This is a genomic window from Enterobacter sp. LU1 (genome assembly GCF_008271405.2).
Lineage (GTDB): Bacteria > Pseudomonadota > Gammaproteobacteria > Enterobacterales > Enterobacteriaceae > Enterobacter > Enterobacter hormaechei_C.
This window is the reverse complement of the sequence record NZ_CP043438.2, coordinates 4,081,785-4,095,342: the sequence shown is the minus strand read 5'-3', so window position 1 is coordinate 4,095,342 and position 13,558 is coordinate 4,081,785. Positions and strand designations below refer to the sequence as shown.

General features: G+C 55.1%; 14 protein-coding genes. 10 read left to right on the top strand and 4 right to left on the bottom strand.

The genetic code is table 11. From position 1 onward, the window contains the following. Positions 1-26: 26 nt before the first annotated feature. Positions 27-1,394, bottom strand: a complete 1,368-nt coding sequence (gene degQ, locus FZF21_RS19570; RefSeq protein ID WP_149121165.1) for a serine endoprotease DegQ — start codon at positions 1,392-1,394, stop codon at positions 27-29. Positions 1,395-1,564: 170 nt separating this feature from the next. After that, complete coding sequence (zapG, locus tag FZF21_RS19565; protein ID WP_003860432.1) at positions 1,565-1,963, bottom strand: Z-ring associated protein ZapG; 399 nt, start codon at positions 1,961-1,963, stop codon at positions 1,565-1,567. A 189-nt stretch (positions 1,964-2,152) separates the two neighbouring features. On the opposite strand from zapG, the gene zapE reads away from it, so the two are divergent. From zapE to nanQ, 10 genes are all read left to right on the top strand, one after another. Continuing rightward, positions 2,153-3,277, top strand: coding sequence for a cell division protein ZapE (gene zapE / locus FZF21_RS19560; RefSeq protein ID WP_015572004.1), 1,125 nt, complete (start codon positions 2,153-2,155; stop codon positions 3,275-3,277). Between the two features lie 292 nt (positions 3,278-3,569). Beyond that, complete coding sequence (rplM, locus tag FZF21_RS19555; RefSeq protein WP_003860434.1) at positions 3,570-3,998, top strand: 50S ribosomal protein L13; 429 nt, start codon at positions 3,570-3,572, stop codon at positions 3,996-3,998. 15 nt (positions 3,999-4,013) lie between these two features. Then, positions 4,014-4,406, top strand: coding sequence for a 30S ribosomal protein S9 (gene rpsI / locus FZF21_RS19550; protein WP_003860436.1), 393 nt, complete (start codon positions 4,014-4,016; stop codon positions 4,404-4,406). 307 nt (positions 4,407-4,713) lie between these two features. Beyond that, the gene (gene sspA / locus FZF21_RS19545) at positions 4,714-5,352 is read left to right on the top strand and encodes a stringent starvation protein SspA (RefSeq protein ID WP_003860438.1); all 639 of its coding nucleotides are present in this window, start codon (positions 4,714-4,716) and stop codon (positions 5,350-5,352) included. Positions 5,353-5,357: 5 nt separating this feature from the next. Continuing rightward, on the top strand, positions 5,358-5,855 hold the full coding sequence (sspB, locus tag FZF21_RS19540; RefSeq protein ID WP_026080566.1) for a ClpXP protease specificity-enhancing factor: 498 nt from the start codon (positions 5,358-5,360) through the stop codon (positions 5,853-5,855). Positions 5,856-5,957: 102 nt separating this feature from the next. Next, a complete protein-coding gene (gene nanR, locus FZF21_RS19535; protein ID WP_017382717.1) occupies positions 5,958-6,740 on the top strand; it encodes a transcriptional regulator NanR in 783 nt (260 codons plus the stop codon). A gap of 122 nt (positions 6,741-6,862) precedes the next feature. Next, on the top strand, positions 6,863-7,756 hold the full coding sequence (gene nanA / locus FZF21_RS19530) for an N-acetylneuraminate lyase (RefSeq protein WP_017693901.1): 894 nt from the start codon (positions 6,863-6,865) through the stop codon (positions 7,754-7,756). 112 nt (positions 7,757-7,868) lie between these two features. Beyond that, positions 7,869-9,359, top strand: coding sequence for an MFS transporter (locus FZF21_RS19525; protein ID WP_015572000.1), 1,491 nt, complete (start codon positions 7,869-7,871; stop codon positions 9,357-9,359). 88 nt (positions 9,360-9,447) lie between these two features. Further along, a complete protein-coding gene (locus FZF21_RS19520; RefSeq protein WP_015571999.1) occupies positions 9,448-10,320 on the top strand; it encodes an N-acetylmannosamine kinase in 873 nt (290 codons plus the stop codon). After that, a complete protein-coding gene (nanQ, locus tag FZF21_RS19515) occupies positions 10,320-10,787 on the top strand; it encodes an N-acetylneuraminate anomerase (protein ID WP_023295505.1) in 468 nt (155 codons plus the stop codon). Before FZF21_RS19520 ends, nanQ begins: the two co-directional genes overlap by 1 nt. 89 nt (positions 10,788-10,876) lie before the next feature. Here the strand turns inward: nanQ and FZF21_RS19510 are convergent, their stop codons facing one another. Further along, positions 10,877-12,169 carry a cytosine deaminase gene (locus FZF21_RS19510; protein ID WP_023295504.1) on the bottom strand — a complete coding sequence of 431 codons (1,293 nt, stop codon included), beginning with the start codon at positions 12,167-12,169 and terminating at the stop codon, positions 10,877-10,879. Beyond that, positions 12,159-13,409: a cytosine permease gene (gene codB / locus FZF21_RS19505; protein ID WP_017693905.1), complete on the bottom strand. Its 1,251-nt coding sequence runs from the start codon at positions 13,407-13,409 to the stop codon at positions 12,159-12,161. Before codB ends, FZF21_RS19510 begins: the two co-directional genes overlap by 11 nt. Positions 13,410-13,558 lie beyond the last annotated feature (149 nt).

The window sequence follows — 13,558 nt, the reverse complement described above, 5'->3', positions numbered from 1 at the left end:
GCGGCGATGTCCGGAGTCGCAAATGGTTAACGCAGTAAAATGTAGAGGGTGTCGTTGCCTCGGATAATTTGCAGGGCAATGACCGCCGGTTTACTCTCCAGCACCTTACGCATTTCGGCAATAGACTGCACGCGAGTGCGGTTCACGCCCACGATCACGTCGTCCTGATGTAAACCTGCCTGCGCGGCCGGGCTGCTCTTCTCAACGGTAGTGACGGTAATGCCTTTCGTGCCGTTTTTAAGCTGACCGTCGCTCAGCGTAGCGCCCTGTAGAGCCGGGGAGATCTGTTCTGCGCTGGCGGAAGAGGAGGTGCTCTTGTCCAGCGTCACTTCCACGGTCAGCGGTTTGCCCTCACGGATCAGGCCCAGCTTCACTTTAGCGCCCGGCTCCGTGGTGGCAATACGTGATCGTAATTCAGCGAAGCTGCTCAGCGGTTTATCGTTCAGGCTGACAATAATGTCGCCGGATTTCACGCCCGCTTTCGCAGAGCCTGAGTTGGGAAGCACTTCGCTGACAAACGCCCCGCGCTGGACGTTGAGATTAAAGGCTTTGGCGATATCGGCGCTCATCTCCATGCCTTTGATGCCCAGCAGACCGCGCTTAACCTCGCCAAACTGAATCAGCTGTTGAGACAGGGTTTTCGCCATGTTACTCGGAATGGCAAAACCAATCCCGATGCTACCGCCGCCTGGCGCGAGGATAGCGGTGTTGATGCCGATCAGCTCACCGTTCAGATTAAGCAGCGCACCGCCGGAGTTGCCCCGGTTGATGGAGGCATCGGTCTGGATGAAGTTTTCCAGCCCTTCGAGATTCAGGCCGCTGCGCCCCAGGGCGGAGACAATTCCGGAGGTGGCGGTCTGGCCTAAACCGAACGGGTTACCGACCGCGACGGCAAAATCACCGACGCGCAGCTTATCGGAATCTGCAATGGCGATCTGGGTCAGGTTGCTGGGGTTTTGCACCTGTAGCAGGGCGATATCACTCTGATCGTCACCGCCGATCAGTTTGGCGTCAAACTCCCGACCATCGTTCAGCTGAACGCTGATTTTATCGGCCTGGCTGATCACGTGGTTATTGGTCAGGATATAGCCCTTAGCCGCGTCGATAATCACCCCTGAGCCCAGGCCTTCAAACGGCTGAGCCTGCTGATCCGGCGCATCTTCGCCAAAATATTTCTTCAGCTCTTCAGGAATACGCTGGCTTTGGCGTGCCGTCCCTTCCACCTGAACGCTGACTACCGCAGGCAGGACTTTTTCAAGCATCGGCGCAAGGCTGGGAATGGCTTCTTGTCCAGGCACCTGCGAAGGCAGTGCCGCACTGGCGGGGAAGGACGCCGAGAGAGATAACCCGACACTTAACGCTAAGGCGCTCAACAGCTGGTTTTTTTTCTTCATTGATGCTGACTCTCGTATCCTGGAATGAAAAAGAACGGCCCCAAAAACATCTTGATGTTATTGAATTTTCAACCGCTGAACAATGAGGTGTTTGACTAAATAATAGCTGGGGACGGGAAGAAAGGACGGGCGCATAAGGTACGCCCGTAAAATTTATTCAGGTTGTGCGATTAATCGCGTTTTACGCCACCGCGCAGCAGGCCGGACGCGCCGTCTGAATAGTCGCGTGGCATCTGAACCGGAGCCTGATCGTTACCGGCTTCAGAATCAGCCAGACGATTGCGGAAGGGGTTGGTCTCCGCGGTCATTTCCGGCAGCAGGCTGCTGGAGCTTTTCGCCATGTGCTGGTAGAGCTGGCGATAATCTGTCGCCATGTTGTCCAGCAGCTCAGCGCTACGGGCAAAGTGGCTGACCAGCTCTTCGCGATATTCTTCCAGTTCAGCTTTGTTCTTTTCCAGTTCGTATTGCAGTGACTGCTGCTGACGCAATTTGCGGTTACCGAAACGCATGGCCACAGCACCAATGATGATGCCGACGACTAAACCGATTAGCGCATATTCCCAGGTCATGAACTTCTCCCGTTGTCTTGTTGTTCCGTAGGGTGTTGGCTCGGCTCCTGCCTGTGCCTGATTATGCCACTATAACCGCTATTTCCGCAGAAGTGGAATCCTGACGTATCATCGCGTAGTGTAGAACGGCCTTTTTTTCATCAGCCACGCGCGCTGGTGAGGTTTAACTAAAGGAATAACAACAACATCATGCAAAACCTGTCCCCTTCATCGCGTTACCAACTGGCCCTGAGCGAGGGCACACACCAGCCGGATGATGTCCAGCGTGAAGCGGTTAACCGCCTGGACACGATTTATCAGGAACTTCTGGCGAAACCCGCCGATGCGGTGCAGAGCAGTGGGCTGAAGGCGGCATTCGGCCGTTTACTGGGCAAAAAAGAGCCCACGGTAAACGCACCGGTTCGTGGCTTATATATGTGGGGCGGCGTTGGGCGGGGTAAGACCTGGCTGATGGACATGTTCTACCAGAGCCTGCCCGGCACGCGTAAGCAGCGCCTGCACTTTCACCGTTTTATGCTGCGGGTCCATGAAGAGCTGACGGCGCTCCAGGGCGAAACCGACCCGCTGGACATTGTGGCCGATCGCTTTAAGGCGGAAACGGACGTGCTCTGCTTCGACGAGTTCTTTGTTTCCGATATTACGGATGCCATGCTGTTGGGGGGCCTCATGAAAGCGCTGTTTGCGCGTGGGATCACTCTGGTGGCGACCTCCAATATCCCGCCGGATGAGCTTTATCGCAATGGTCTCCAGCGGGCGCGTTTCCTGCCGGCCATTGATGCTATCAAACAGCACTGCGATATCATGAACGTCGATGCCGGCGTCGATTATCGTCTGCGCACATTAACGCAGGCACACCTGTGGCTTTCGCCATTGAATGCCGACACAGCCCGCGAGATGGATAAACTGTGGCTGGCGCTGGCGGGAGCGCCGCGGGGTAACGCGCCAGCGCTGGAGATTAATCATCGTCCGTTGCCGACGCTTGGCGTAGAAAACCAGACGCTGGCCGTCTCGTTTGCAACGCTCTGCGTGGACGCCCGCAGCCAGCATGACTACATTGCACTTTCGCGTCTGTTCCATACCGTTATGTTGTGGGATGTGCCCGTTATGACCCCACTCATGGAGAGCGAAGCGCGCCGCTTCATCGCGCTGGTAGATGAGTTTTACGAGCGCCACGTTAAGCTGGTGGTCAGCGCCGAGGTGCCTTTATATGAGGTTTATCAGGGCGAGCGCCTGAAGTTTGAGTTCCAGCGCTGCCTGTCGCGCCTGCAAGAGATGCAGAGCGAAGAGTACCTCAAGCGTGAGCATATGCCGTAATAAATGCTCCCCTCTCCCCGTGGGAGAGGGGCTGGGGGTGAGGGCACCAGACCGCACAATACCTGACCCCGAAAAACCCATTCCAAATCACATTTAAGGGTCGATCTTTGACCTCAACTTCTCTATAATCTTGCGACCCCACGTTACGAGAAGGTTTTTTTCCCGAAACTTTCTATGTGTCGGCATGTGCTATTCGAAGGGGTAGGTTTGCCGGACTTTGTCGTGTGAACCTCAACTGACTAAACGTTTGGGTGTTCACCAACGTGTAACTTATTATTTGGGTAAGCTTTTAATGAAAACTTTTACAGCTAAACCAGAAACCGTACAGCGCGACTGGTATGTTGTTGACGCGACCGGTAAAACTCTGGGCCGTCTGGCTACTGAACTGGCTCGTCGCCTGCGCGGTAAGCATAAAGCGGAATACACTCCGCACGTTGATACCGGTGATTACATCATCGTTCTGAACGCTGACAAAGTTGCTGTTACCGGCAACAAGCGTACTGACAAAATGTACTACCACCACACCGGCCACATCGGTGGTATCAAAGAAGCGACCTTTGAAGAGATGATTGCCCGCCGTCCTGAGCGTGTGATTGAAATCGCGGTTAAAGGCATGCTGCCAAAAGGCCCGCTGGGTCGTGCTATGTTCCGTAAACTGAAAGTTTACGCAGGCAACGAGCACAACCACGCGGCACAGCAACCGCAAGTTCTTGACATCTAATCGGGATTATAGGCAATGGCTGAAAATCAATACTACGGCACTGGTCGCCGCAAAAGTTCCGCAGCTCGCGTTTTCATCAAACCGGGCAGTGGTAAAATCGTAATCAACCAGCGTTCTCTGGAACAATACTTCGGTCGCGAAACTGCCCGCATGGTAGTTCGCCAGCCGCTGGAACTGGTTGATATGGTAGAAAAACTGGATCTGTACATCACCGTTAAAGGTGGTGGTATCTCCGGTCAGGCAGGTGCGATCCGTCACGGTATCACCCGCGCGCTGATGGAGTACGACGAATCCCTGCGTTCTGAACTGCGTAAAGCTGGCTTCGTTACTCGTGACGCTCGTCAGGTTGAACGTAAGAAAGTGGGTCTGCGTAAAGCACGTCGTCGTCCACAGTTCTCCAAACGTTAATCCATTCTGCTTACGCAGAACGATTGGCGAAAAACCCGCTTCGGCGGGTTTTTTTATGGATAATGCGCAGGTTATCCACAGTAACATTTCATATATCTTCTCTTTTTCCACATTTCCGGAATCCCCTCACCACAAAGCCATCAAAATCTGGTAAACTATCATCCAATTTTCTGCCCAAATATCGGTGAATACTCGATTTTTGTTCGATTCTTGAACAATGTGTCTTCTCTGGGATGGGCGATACATCATCTGGCTGGCCCCGTTGGGCTGGTAGCAGTAAAAATTCTGAATATACCTGGAGGTTTTCATGGCTGTCGCTGCCAACAAACGTTCGGTAATGACGCTGTTTTCTGGTCCTACTGACATTTATAGCCATCAGGTTCGTATCGTGCTGGCCGAGAAGGGTGTCAGTTTTGAGATCGAGCATGTGGAAAAGGATAACCCGCCTCAGGATCTGATCGATCTCAACCCGAGCCAAAGCGTACCGACGCTGGTGGATCGCGAGCTGACCCTGTGGGAATCCCGTATCATTATGGAATACCTGGATGAGCGTTTCCCGCATCCGCCGCTGATGCCTGTTTATCCTGTTGCGCGTGGTGAAAGCCGCCTGTACATGCAGCGTATCGAGAAAGACTGGTACTCGCTGATGAACGTTATCGTCAACGGTTCCTCTTCTGAAGCGGATGCTGCACGTAAACAGCTGCGTGAAGAGCTGCTGGCAATCGCGCCAGTCTTTGGTCAGAAGCCTTTCTTCCTGAGCGATGAGTTCAGCCTGGTGGATTGCTACCTGGCTCCGTTGCTGTGGCGTCTGCCAACCCTGGGCGTAGAGTTCAGCGGCCCTGGCGCGAAAGAGCTGAAAGGCTACATGACTCGCGTCTTTGAGCGCGACTCTTTCCTGGCATCTTTAACTGAACCGGAACGTGAAATGCGTCTCGGCCGAGGCTAATGACTGTGGAAATGTCACAACTTTCACCACGCCGTCCGTATCTGCTGCGCGCCTTCTATGAATGGCTGCTGGATAACCAGCTCACGCCGCACCTGGTTGTGGATGTGACGTTGCCGGGCGTGCTGGTTCCAATGGAATACGCGCGCGACGGACAGATTGTACTGAATATTGCGCCACGCGCAGTGGGTAACCTGGAGCTGGCGAACGACGAAGTGCGCTTTAATGCGCGCTTCGGCGGCGTGCCGCGTCAGGTTTCCGTGCCGCTGGCAGCTGTGCTGGCTATCTACGCCCGTGAAAACGGTGCGGGCACCATGTTTGAGCCGGAAGCGGCTTATGATGAAGAGGTTGCCAGCCTGAATGATGATGAGGCATCCGATGAACGCGAAAGCGACACGGTAATGTCTGTCATCGATGGCGATAAACCCGATCATAATGACGACACCGATCCGGATGACGAGCCACCACCACGCGGTGGTCGTCCCGCACTGCGCGTTGTGAAATAAACAAACAGGCCCGACGGGCCTGTTTTGCTTTCCGTCCCTTTTCGCCCCCTCTAATTTCCTGTGTTATGATGAACTGTTTTCCTTCAATGGCACCGGACTGCAATGAAACCGACTGATCTTAAAGCTGAAAACTCTGATGAAACCATTGGTCGCAGCCTGCGCCGTCGACCGCTGGCGCGCAAAAAACTGTCTGATATGGTGGAAGAAGAGCTGGAGCAGATGATCCGTCGGAAGGAATTTGCCCAGGGAGAGCAGTTACCCTCCGAGCGCGAACTGATGGAGTTCTTCAACGTGGGTCGCCCCTCGGTGCGCGAAGCGCTGGCGGCGCTAAAGCGTAAAGGGCTGGTGCAGATTAACAACGGTGAACGTGCCCGCGTAACCATGCCGTCTGCCGATACCATCATCAGTGAATTGTCGGGAATGGCGAAAGACTTTCTGACCCAGCCCGGCGGTATTGCCCATTTCGAGCAGCTTCGCCTGTTCTTTGAATCCAGCCTCGTTCGTTATGCCGCAGAATATGCCACTGACGATCAGATTGCGCAGCTCACGAAAGCCCTGGAGATCAACAGCCAGTCCCTGGATGACAACACGCTATTTATTCGTTCCGATGTCGATTTTCACCGCGTGCTGGCGGAGATCCCCGGCAATCCGATCTTCAATGCGATCCACGTTGCGCTGCTAGACTGGTTAATTGCGGCGCGTCCTAAAGTACCGGACGCAGAGCTTTATCAGCATAATGAAGTCAGCTATCGCCAGCATATCGCAATTGTGGATGCGATCCGCCGCCGGGATCCGGATGAAGCGGATCGGGCGTTGCAAACTCACCTTAACAGCGTCTCCGCCACCTGGCACGCTTTCGGCCAGCATTCAAAAGCCAAAAAATAACGATCCTTTAGTGAAGCAGATCGCAATATAAGCGTTCTGTATTCTACTGCTGCTTAATTGATCTGGTATAACAGGTATAAAGGTATGTCGATATAACAAACACACGATCGATTGAGGTAACTATGGCAACGCAATTACGCGGCGTAATGGCCGCACTCCTGACCCCGTTTAACTCTGAGCAGATGCTGGATAAAGAAAGCCTGCGCCGTCTGGTGCGGTTCAATATTGAACAGGGTATCGATGGGCTGTACGTCGGCGGTTCAACGGGAGAGGCCTTTGTACAGAGCCTTTCGGAACGAGAGCAGGTGATGGAGATTGTGGCGGAAGAGGCGAAGGGGAAAATCACGCTCATCGCCCATGTTGGCTGCGTCAGCACGGCGGAAAGCCAGCAGTTAGCCATGGCCGCCGCCCGCGTCGGTTTTGACGCTGTATCCGCCGTCACACCGTTTTACTATCCCTTTAGCTTTGAAGAACATTGCGACCACTATCGTGCAATTATTGACTCCGCGGAGGGGTTGCCGATGGTGGTTTATAACATCCCTGCGCTAAGCGGCGTTAAGTTAACGCTGGATCAGATCAACACGCTGGTAACGCTGCCTGGCGTCGGCGCGCTGAAGCAAACCTCCGGCGATCTCTTCCAGATGGAGCAGATCCGTCGTGAACATCCGGATCTGGTGCTCTACAACGGTTATGACGAGATCTTCGCCTCCGGCCTGCTGGCCGGCGCGGACGGGGGGATCGGCAGCACCTACAACATTATGGGCTGGCGCTACCAGGCGATCGCTAAAGCGGTTCGTGAAGGGGATAACGCCACCGCACAGCGCCTGCAAAGCGAATGCAACACGGTGATCGATCTGCTGATTAAAGCCGGGGTGTTCCGTGGTCTGAAAACGGTTCTGCACTATATGGACGTGGTATCCGTGCCGCTGTGCCGTAAGCCGTTTGCCCCTGTGGATGAAAAATTCGTGCCAGCGCTGAAAGCGCTGGCGGAGCAGCTAATGGCGGAAAAACGCTAACGCATAGCCGGGGGCGCTTCGCCTTATCCGGCCTACAAAAACATGCTACGTAGGCCGGATAAGGCGCAGCCGCCATCCGGCAAAACGACAGAGAAATCGTCGGGAGAGTGAAATGAGTAAGTCTACCCAAAGCATCCCGTGGTACCGCCATCTTACCCGTCCTCAGTGGCGCGCCTTCTCCGCCGCCTGGCTGGGATATCTGCTTGATGGCTTCGATTTTGTATTGATAGCCTTAGTCCTGACAGAAATAAAAAGCGAGTTTGCCCTGACGACAGTGGAAGCGGCGAGCCTGATTTCGGCGGCCTTTATATCGCGCTGGTTCGGCGGCCTGCTGCTGGGCGCCATGGGCGACCGCTATGGCCGCAAGCTGGCGATGATCACCAGCATCGTGCTCTTTTCCTGCGGTACGCTGGCCTGCGGTTTTGCGCCGGGTTACGTCACCCTGTTTATCGCCCGCATGGTGATAGGCATGGGGATGGCGGGGGAATATGGCTCCAGCGCAACCTATGTGATTGAAAGCTGGCCAAAGCACCTGCGCAACAAGGCGAGTGGTTTTCTGATTTCCGGTTTCTCCGTCGGCGCCGTGGTTGCGGCCCAGGTCTACAGCCTTGTCGTGCCCGTCTGGGGCTGGCGGGCGCTGTTCTTTATCGGCATTCTGCCCATCGTCTTTGCCCTGTGGCTGCGGAAAAATATTCCGGAAGCTGAGGACTGGAAAGCGAAGCACGAAGGCAAAGCCCCGGTGCGCACCATGGTTGATATTCTGTATCGCGGCAAATACCGCGTCATCAATATGGCGATGACGCTGTTTGCCGGTACGGCGCTGTGGTTCTGTTTTGCAGGCGAACTCAACAACGCGGGGCTGGTCGTTATTCTCGGCCTGCTGTGCGCCATCGTCTTTATCAGCTTTATGGTGCAAAGCAGCGGTAAACGCTGGCCGACGGGCGTCACGTTGATGGTTGTCGTACTCTTCGCCTTTCTCTACTCCTGGCCGATTCAGGCGCTATTACCCACTTATCTGAAAACCGACCTGGCCTATGATCCCTCAACGGTGGCGAAGGTGCTGTTCTTTAGCGGCTTCGGCGCGGCAGTAGGCTGCTGCGTGGGTGGTTTTCTCGGTGACTGGCTTGGCACCCGCAAGGCCTATGTCTGTAGCCTGTTGGCCTCACAGCTCCTGATTGTTCCCGTCTTTGCGATCGGCGGCGCCAATGTCTGGGTGTTGGGCTTGTTACTCTTTTTCCAGCAGATGCTGGGGCAGGGGATCTCCGGGATCTTACCCAAACTCATCGGCGGCTATTTCGATACCGACCAGCGTGCGGCGGGTCTGGGCTTTACCTACAACGTTGGCGCGTTGGGCGGCGCGATTGCCCCGGTGATTGGCGCGCTGCTGTCGCAGGATATGGCGCTGGGCACGGCCCTGGGATCGCTCTCCTTTGGCCTGACGTTTGTGGTGATCTTGCTTATTGGTCTGGATATGCCCTCCCGCGTTCAGCGCTGGATCAGGCCAGAAGCCCTGCGTACGCATGACGCTATTGACGGTAAACCTTTCAGCGGAGCCGTCCCGTTTGGCGGCGATAAAAGCGCTTTAGCGAAAAGCAAAAGTTAATCCGCTTGCCCGGACCTGTACCGGGCACATTCGTAAGGGATGAAGTATGTCACAACGGGATAAAAACATTTCCGAGCGGGGCGGTGCTATGACGACACTGGCGATAGACATAGGTGGAACTAAACTTGCCGCCGCCCTGGTGGATGACGGTTTACAGATCCACGCGCGACGCGAATGCCCTACGCCCGCCAGTAAGACGCCTGACGCACTGCGTGAGGCGCTGGCTGAGCTGGTCAAGCCGTTACAGACCCAGGCAACGCGTGCGGCCATTGCCTCAACCGGAATCATTCAGGACGGCAATCTGCTGGCGATTAACCCGCAAAATCTCGGAGGATTGCACCATTTTCCGCTGGTGCAGACGCTCGAAGACATTGCTGGTTTGCCGACCCTGGCGATCAATGATGCTCAGGCTGCGGCATGGGCGGAATATCACGTTAGTGCGAAGGAAATTAAAGACATGGTATTCCTGACTGTTTCAACGGGCGTGGGGGGCGGCGTAGTCAGTAACGGGAAACTCGTGACCGGAAGCGGCGGACTGGCAGGGCATCTTGGGCATACGCTCGCCGATCCAAACGGCCCGCAATGCGGCTGTGGTCGCGTGGGGTGCGTGGAAGCCATCGCGTCTGGTCGCGGTATTGCCGCCGCAGCCAGGGGAGAGCTTGCAGGATGCGATGCAAAAACGATTTTTGCGCGCGCGGCAGAGGGAAATAAACAGGCGGCGGAACTGGTCCAACGTTCTGCACAGGTACTTGCGCGGCTTATTGCCGACACGAAAGCGGTGATGGACTGCCAGCGCGTGGTGATTGGCGGCAGCATCGGGCTGGCAGGAGGGTATCTGGCGCGGGTCCGCGCGTATCTTGAGGAGCATCCTTCTGTTTATCACGTTGAATTAACCGCCGCGCACTATCGACACGATGCGGGCTTACTGGGCGCGGCGCTGTTAGCTCAGGGAGAAAGATGATGTTTTTTGGTGAGATTCGGACGCTTCCCTCCACGGGGTTGCATCCCGTTCTTCTGGAGGCGCTAACCCTCGCGCTGGCTGCCCGTCCGCTGGAAAAAGCGGCAGGACGTTATGAGCTTCGCGGTGAGGATATCTTCATGAACGTGATGACGTTTGCCACGCAGTTTCCAGACCAGAAGAAAGCGGAACTGCATGAGCAATATATTGATATCCAGGTGTTATTGACGGGAGAAGAGCGCATCCTCTTTGGCGTGACGGGCTCGGCACGCCAGCGTGAAGATTTTCATCCTGAAGAAGATTATCAGTTGTGCAGTGAGATTGCAGGTGAACAGTGTGTCACCCTCCGGCCGGGGATGTGCGCCGTATTTATGCCGGGAGAGCCACATAAGCCAGGATGCGCAATCCTTGAGCCAGGCGAGATAAAGAAAGTCGTGGTGAAGGTACGCGCCCGCTTGCTGGATACGTAGTTTATAGGCCTGATGGCGCTTCGCTTATCAGGCCTGCGGGCATAACGTAATTTGCAGGCCGGATAAGGCGCAGCCGCCATCCGGCAATGTTATTCGATATTCTGGCGCTTAAACGTCACCGCTTCCGGCTGCGTCAGGTGCAAGGTTGTCTGGCTGGGCACCGTCTCGGCAATCACCTTGCCGTGGCGAACAGAGTATCGTGCCGGCGTCTGGCGACGAACTGCATCAAACCCATTCTCTGCCGGGAGAATCACCAGGTTTGCTGTATTCCCAACGCGCACGCCATAGTCCTGCAAATCGAGCGTTTTCGCGCTGTGGGTAGTGATCAGGTTAAGCCCATCATTTATTTGCCCGTAACCCATCAGTTGGCAAACGTGCAGCCCCATATGCAGAACCTGAAGCATATTCGCGGTTCCCAGCGGATACCACGGATCGAAAACGTCGTCATGACCAAAGCAGACGTTGATCTCCGCTTCCAGCATTTCTTTGACGCGTGTGATGCCTCGGCGTTTGGGATAGGTATCGAAACGGCCCTGCAAATGCGTGTTAACCAGCGGGTTTGCCACGAAGTTAATGCCTGACATTTTTAACAGGCGGAACAGTCGGGACGTATACGCGCCATTATAGGAGTGCATCGCCGTGGTATGGCTGGCGGTCACGCGTGAACCCATTCCGTCACGATGTGCCAGTGCGGCAACGGTTTCAACGAAGCGCGATTGTTCATCATCAATCTCATCACAGTGGACATCGATCAGTCGGTCGTACTTTCTGGCCAGGGAAAACGTTTTATGCAGCGACTCAACGCCATATTCACGCGTAAATTCAAAGTGGGGGATTGCGCCGATGACATCCGCCCCTAAACGCACGGCTTCCTCAAGCAGTTCTTCACCGTTCGGATAAGAAAGAATGCCTTCCTGCGGGAATGCCACAATTTGCATATCGACCCACGGGGCGACTTCCTGCTTCACCTCCAGCATGGCTTTCAGTGCCGTAAGGGTGGGGTCCGAGACGTCAACGTGTGTACGTACGTACTGAATGCCGTTGGCGATTTGCCACTTCAGGGTCTGCATCGCGCGAGTTTTAACGTCTTCGTGGGTAAGCATCGCCTTGCGTTCGGCCCAGCGCTCGATTCCCTCGAAAAGCGTGCCGGACTGGTTCCAGTTCGGTTCACCCGCCGTTTGCGTTGTATCCAGATGGATATGCGGCTCGATGAAAGGAGGGATAACCAGCCCGCATTCGGCGTCCAGCACCTGACCGACTGGCGCAGAGGGGGTTTCCTGAGGATCGATACGGCTGAAGCGTCCGTCCTCAATCGTGATTTGCCATAAACCCTCTTGCCCCTGCAAACGGGCCTGACGGATAGTGAGGGAATTATTCTGCATGGGAAACCTCCGAAGGATTAGCAAGGGTACGTTTGGCGAATGGGTTTAACACCAAATAGCTGAAGACGCCACCCAATACTGCGTTAACGGGGACAATTCCCGGAATGTAGTGCCCGGCAGCAACACCCAGGGCGACCGAGAAAATGGCAATCCAGTTAACGGACACAAATTTTGCGTGGTCGAAGCTGGCATAGCGGCGGCGATTAATCAGGTAGTCGGCGATAATCACCCCGCCAACCGGCGGAATCGCTGCCGACAAAAAGGTCAGCCAGCCAACGAAGTTGTTGTATAGCCACAGCGCGCACAGCGTACCGATAATGCCATTAACCACCGACAGCGTACGGCTGGAAAGGCCAGTAATATTGGCGAAACCCAAACCAGAGGCGTACAACGCGTTGTCATTGGTGGTCCAGATATTCAGGCCAAGAACGACAATGGCCGGCAGCAGCAGTCCCTGGGCGATCATCACGTCAGAAATATCGGCCTGTCCTACGGCGGCAGCGCCTGCCGCACCGAAGATAAACATCAGCGAGTTGCCAAGGAAAAATGCCACCATCGCCACCAGAACGGCACCTTTGGCATTGCGGCCAAAGCGGACGAAGTCGGCGGTCAGCGTGCCTGCGCTGATAAACGAGCCTACGACCAGCGCCAGCGCGCTGGAAAAGTTGAGCGGCGTCTGCGGCACAATGGATTTGAGGTGGTCCAATCCTCCCACGCCGTCCACCGCCAGCCAGACGGAGTAGCTACCCAGGATGACGATAGCGGGTACGGCGATGATGGATAAAATCGTCAGTGCCGAGATGCCAAAAAAAATGGTTAACGTCATCAACAGGCCGGAAACTGCAATCAGGATGTTCACGTCGATGCCCGTGGCTTTACTCACCGGGATGGCAAACATCGCTACGCCGACGCCAAACCACCCTACCTGCGTACCGCCTAAAAGCATGGAGGGAAGCCAGGAACCTTTTATACCGAACGAGTAACGCGCAAGAAGATGGGTTGAGAGGCCGGTTTTTGCGCCAATGTAGCCAAGAAAAGCAGTGTAAATACCGAGGAGGAGATTGCCGAAGAGAACTGCGAGGAAGAAATCATTATAGGAAAGACCGGTACCGAGCGTGCCTCCGGTCCACATACTGGCGGAAAAAAACGTTAACCCTAACATCACAAAAGTGAGTGGAACCACGCCTTTCCGCGCCGCCAGAGGGACGGGGCCCTGGCTATAATTGTTATCTTGCGACACAATGCCTCCTTGAATTTTGGCCAAAAAATCCGCCGCATAATATACATTTTTTTCACGAAAGCAAACGTTTACGTCGGGATTTACGCTGCTTTTTTGCTTAAAAAGGCACCATTAACTTAAGGGTAGGCTACTGAAAACAGGCTCCCCAG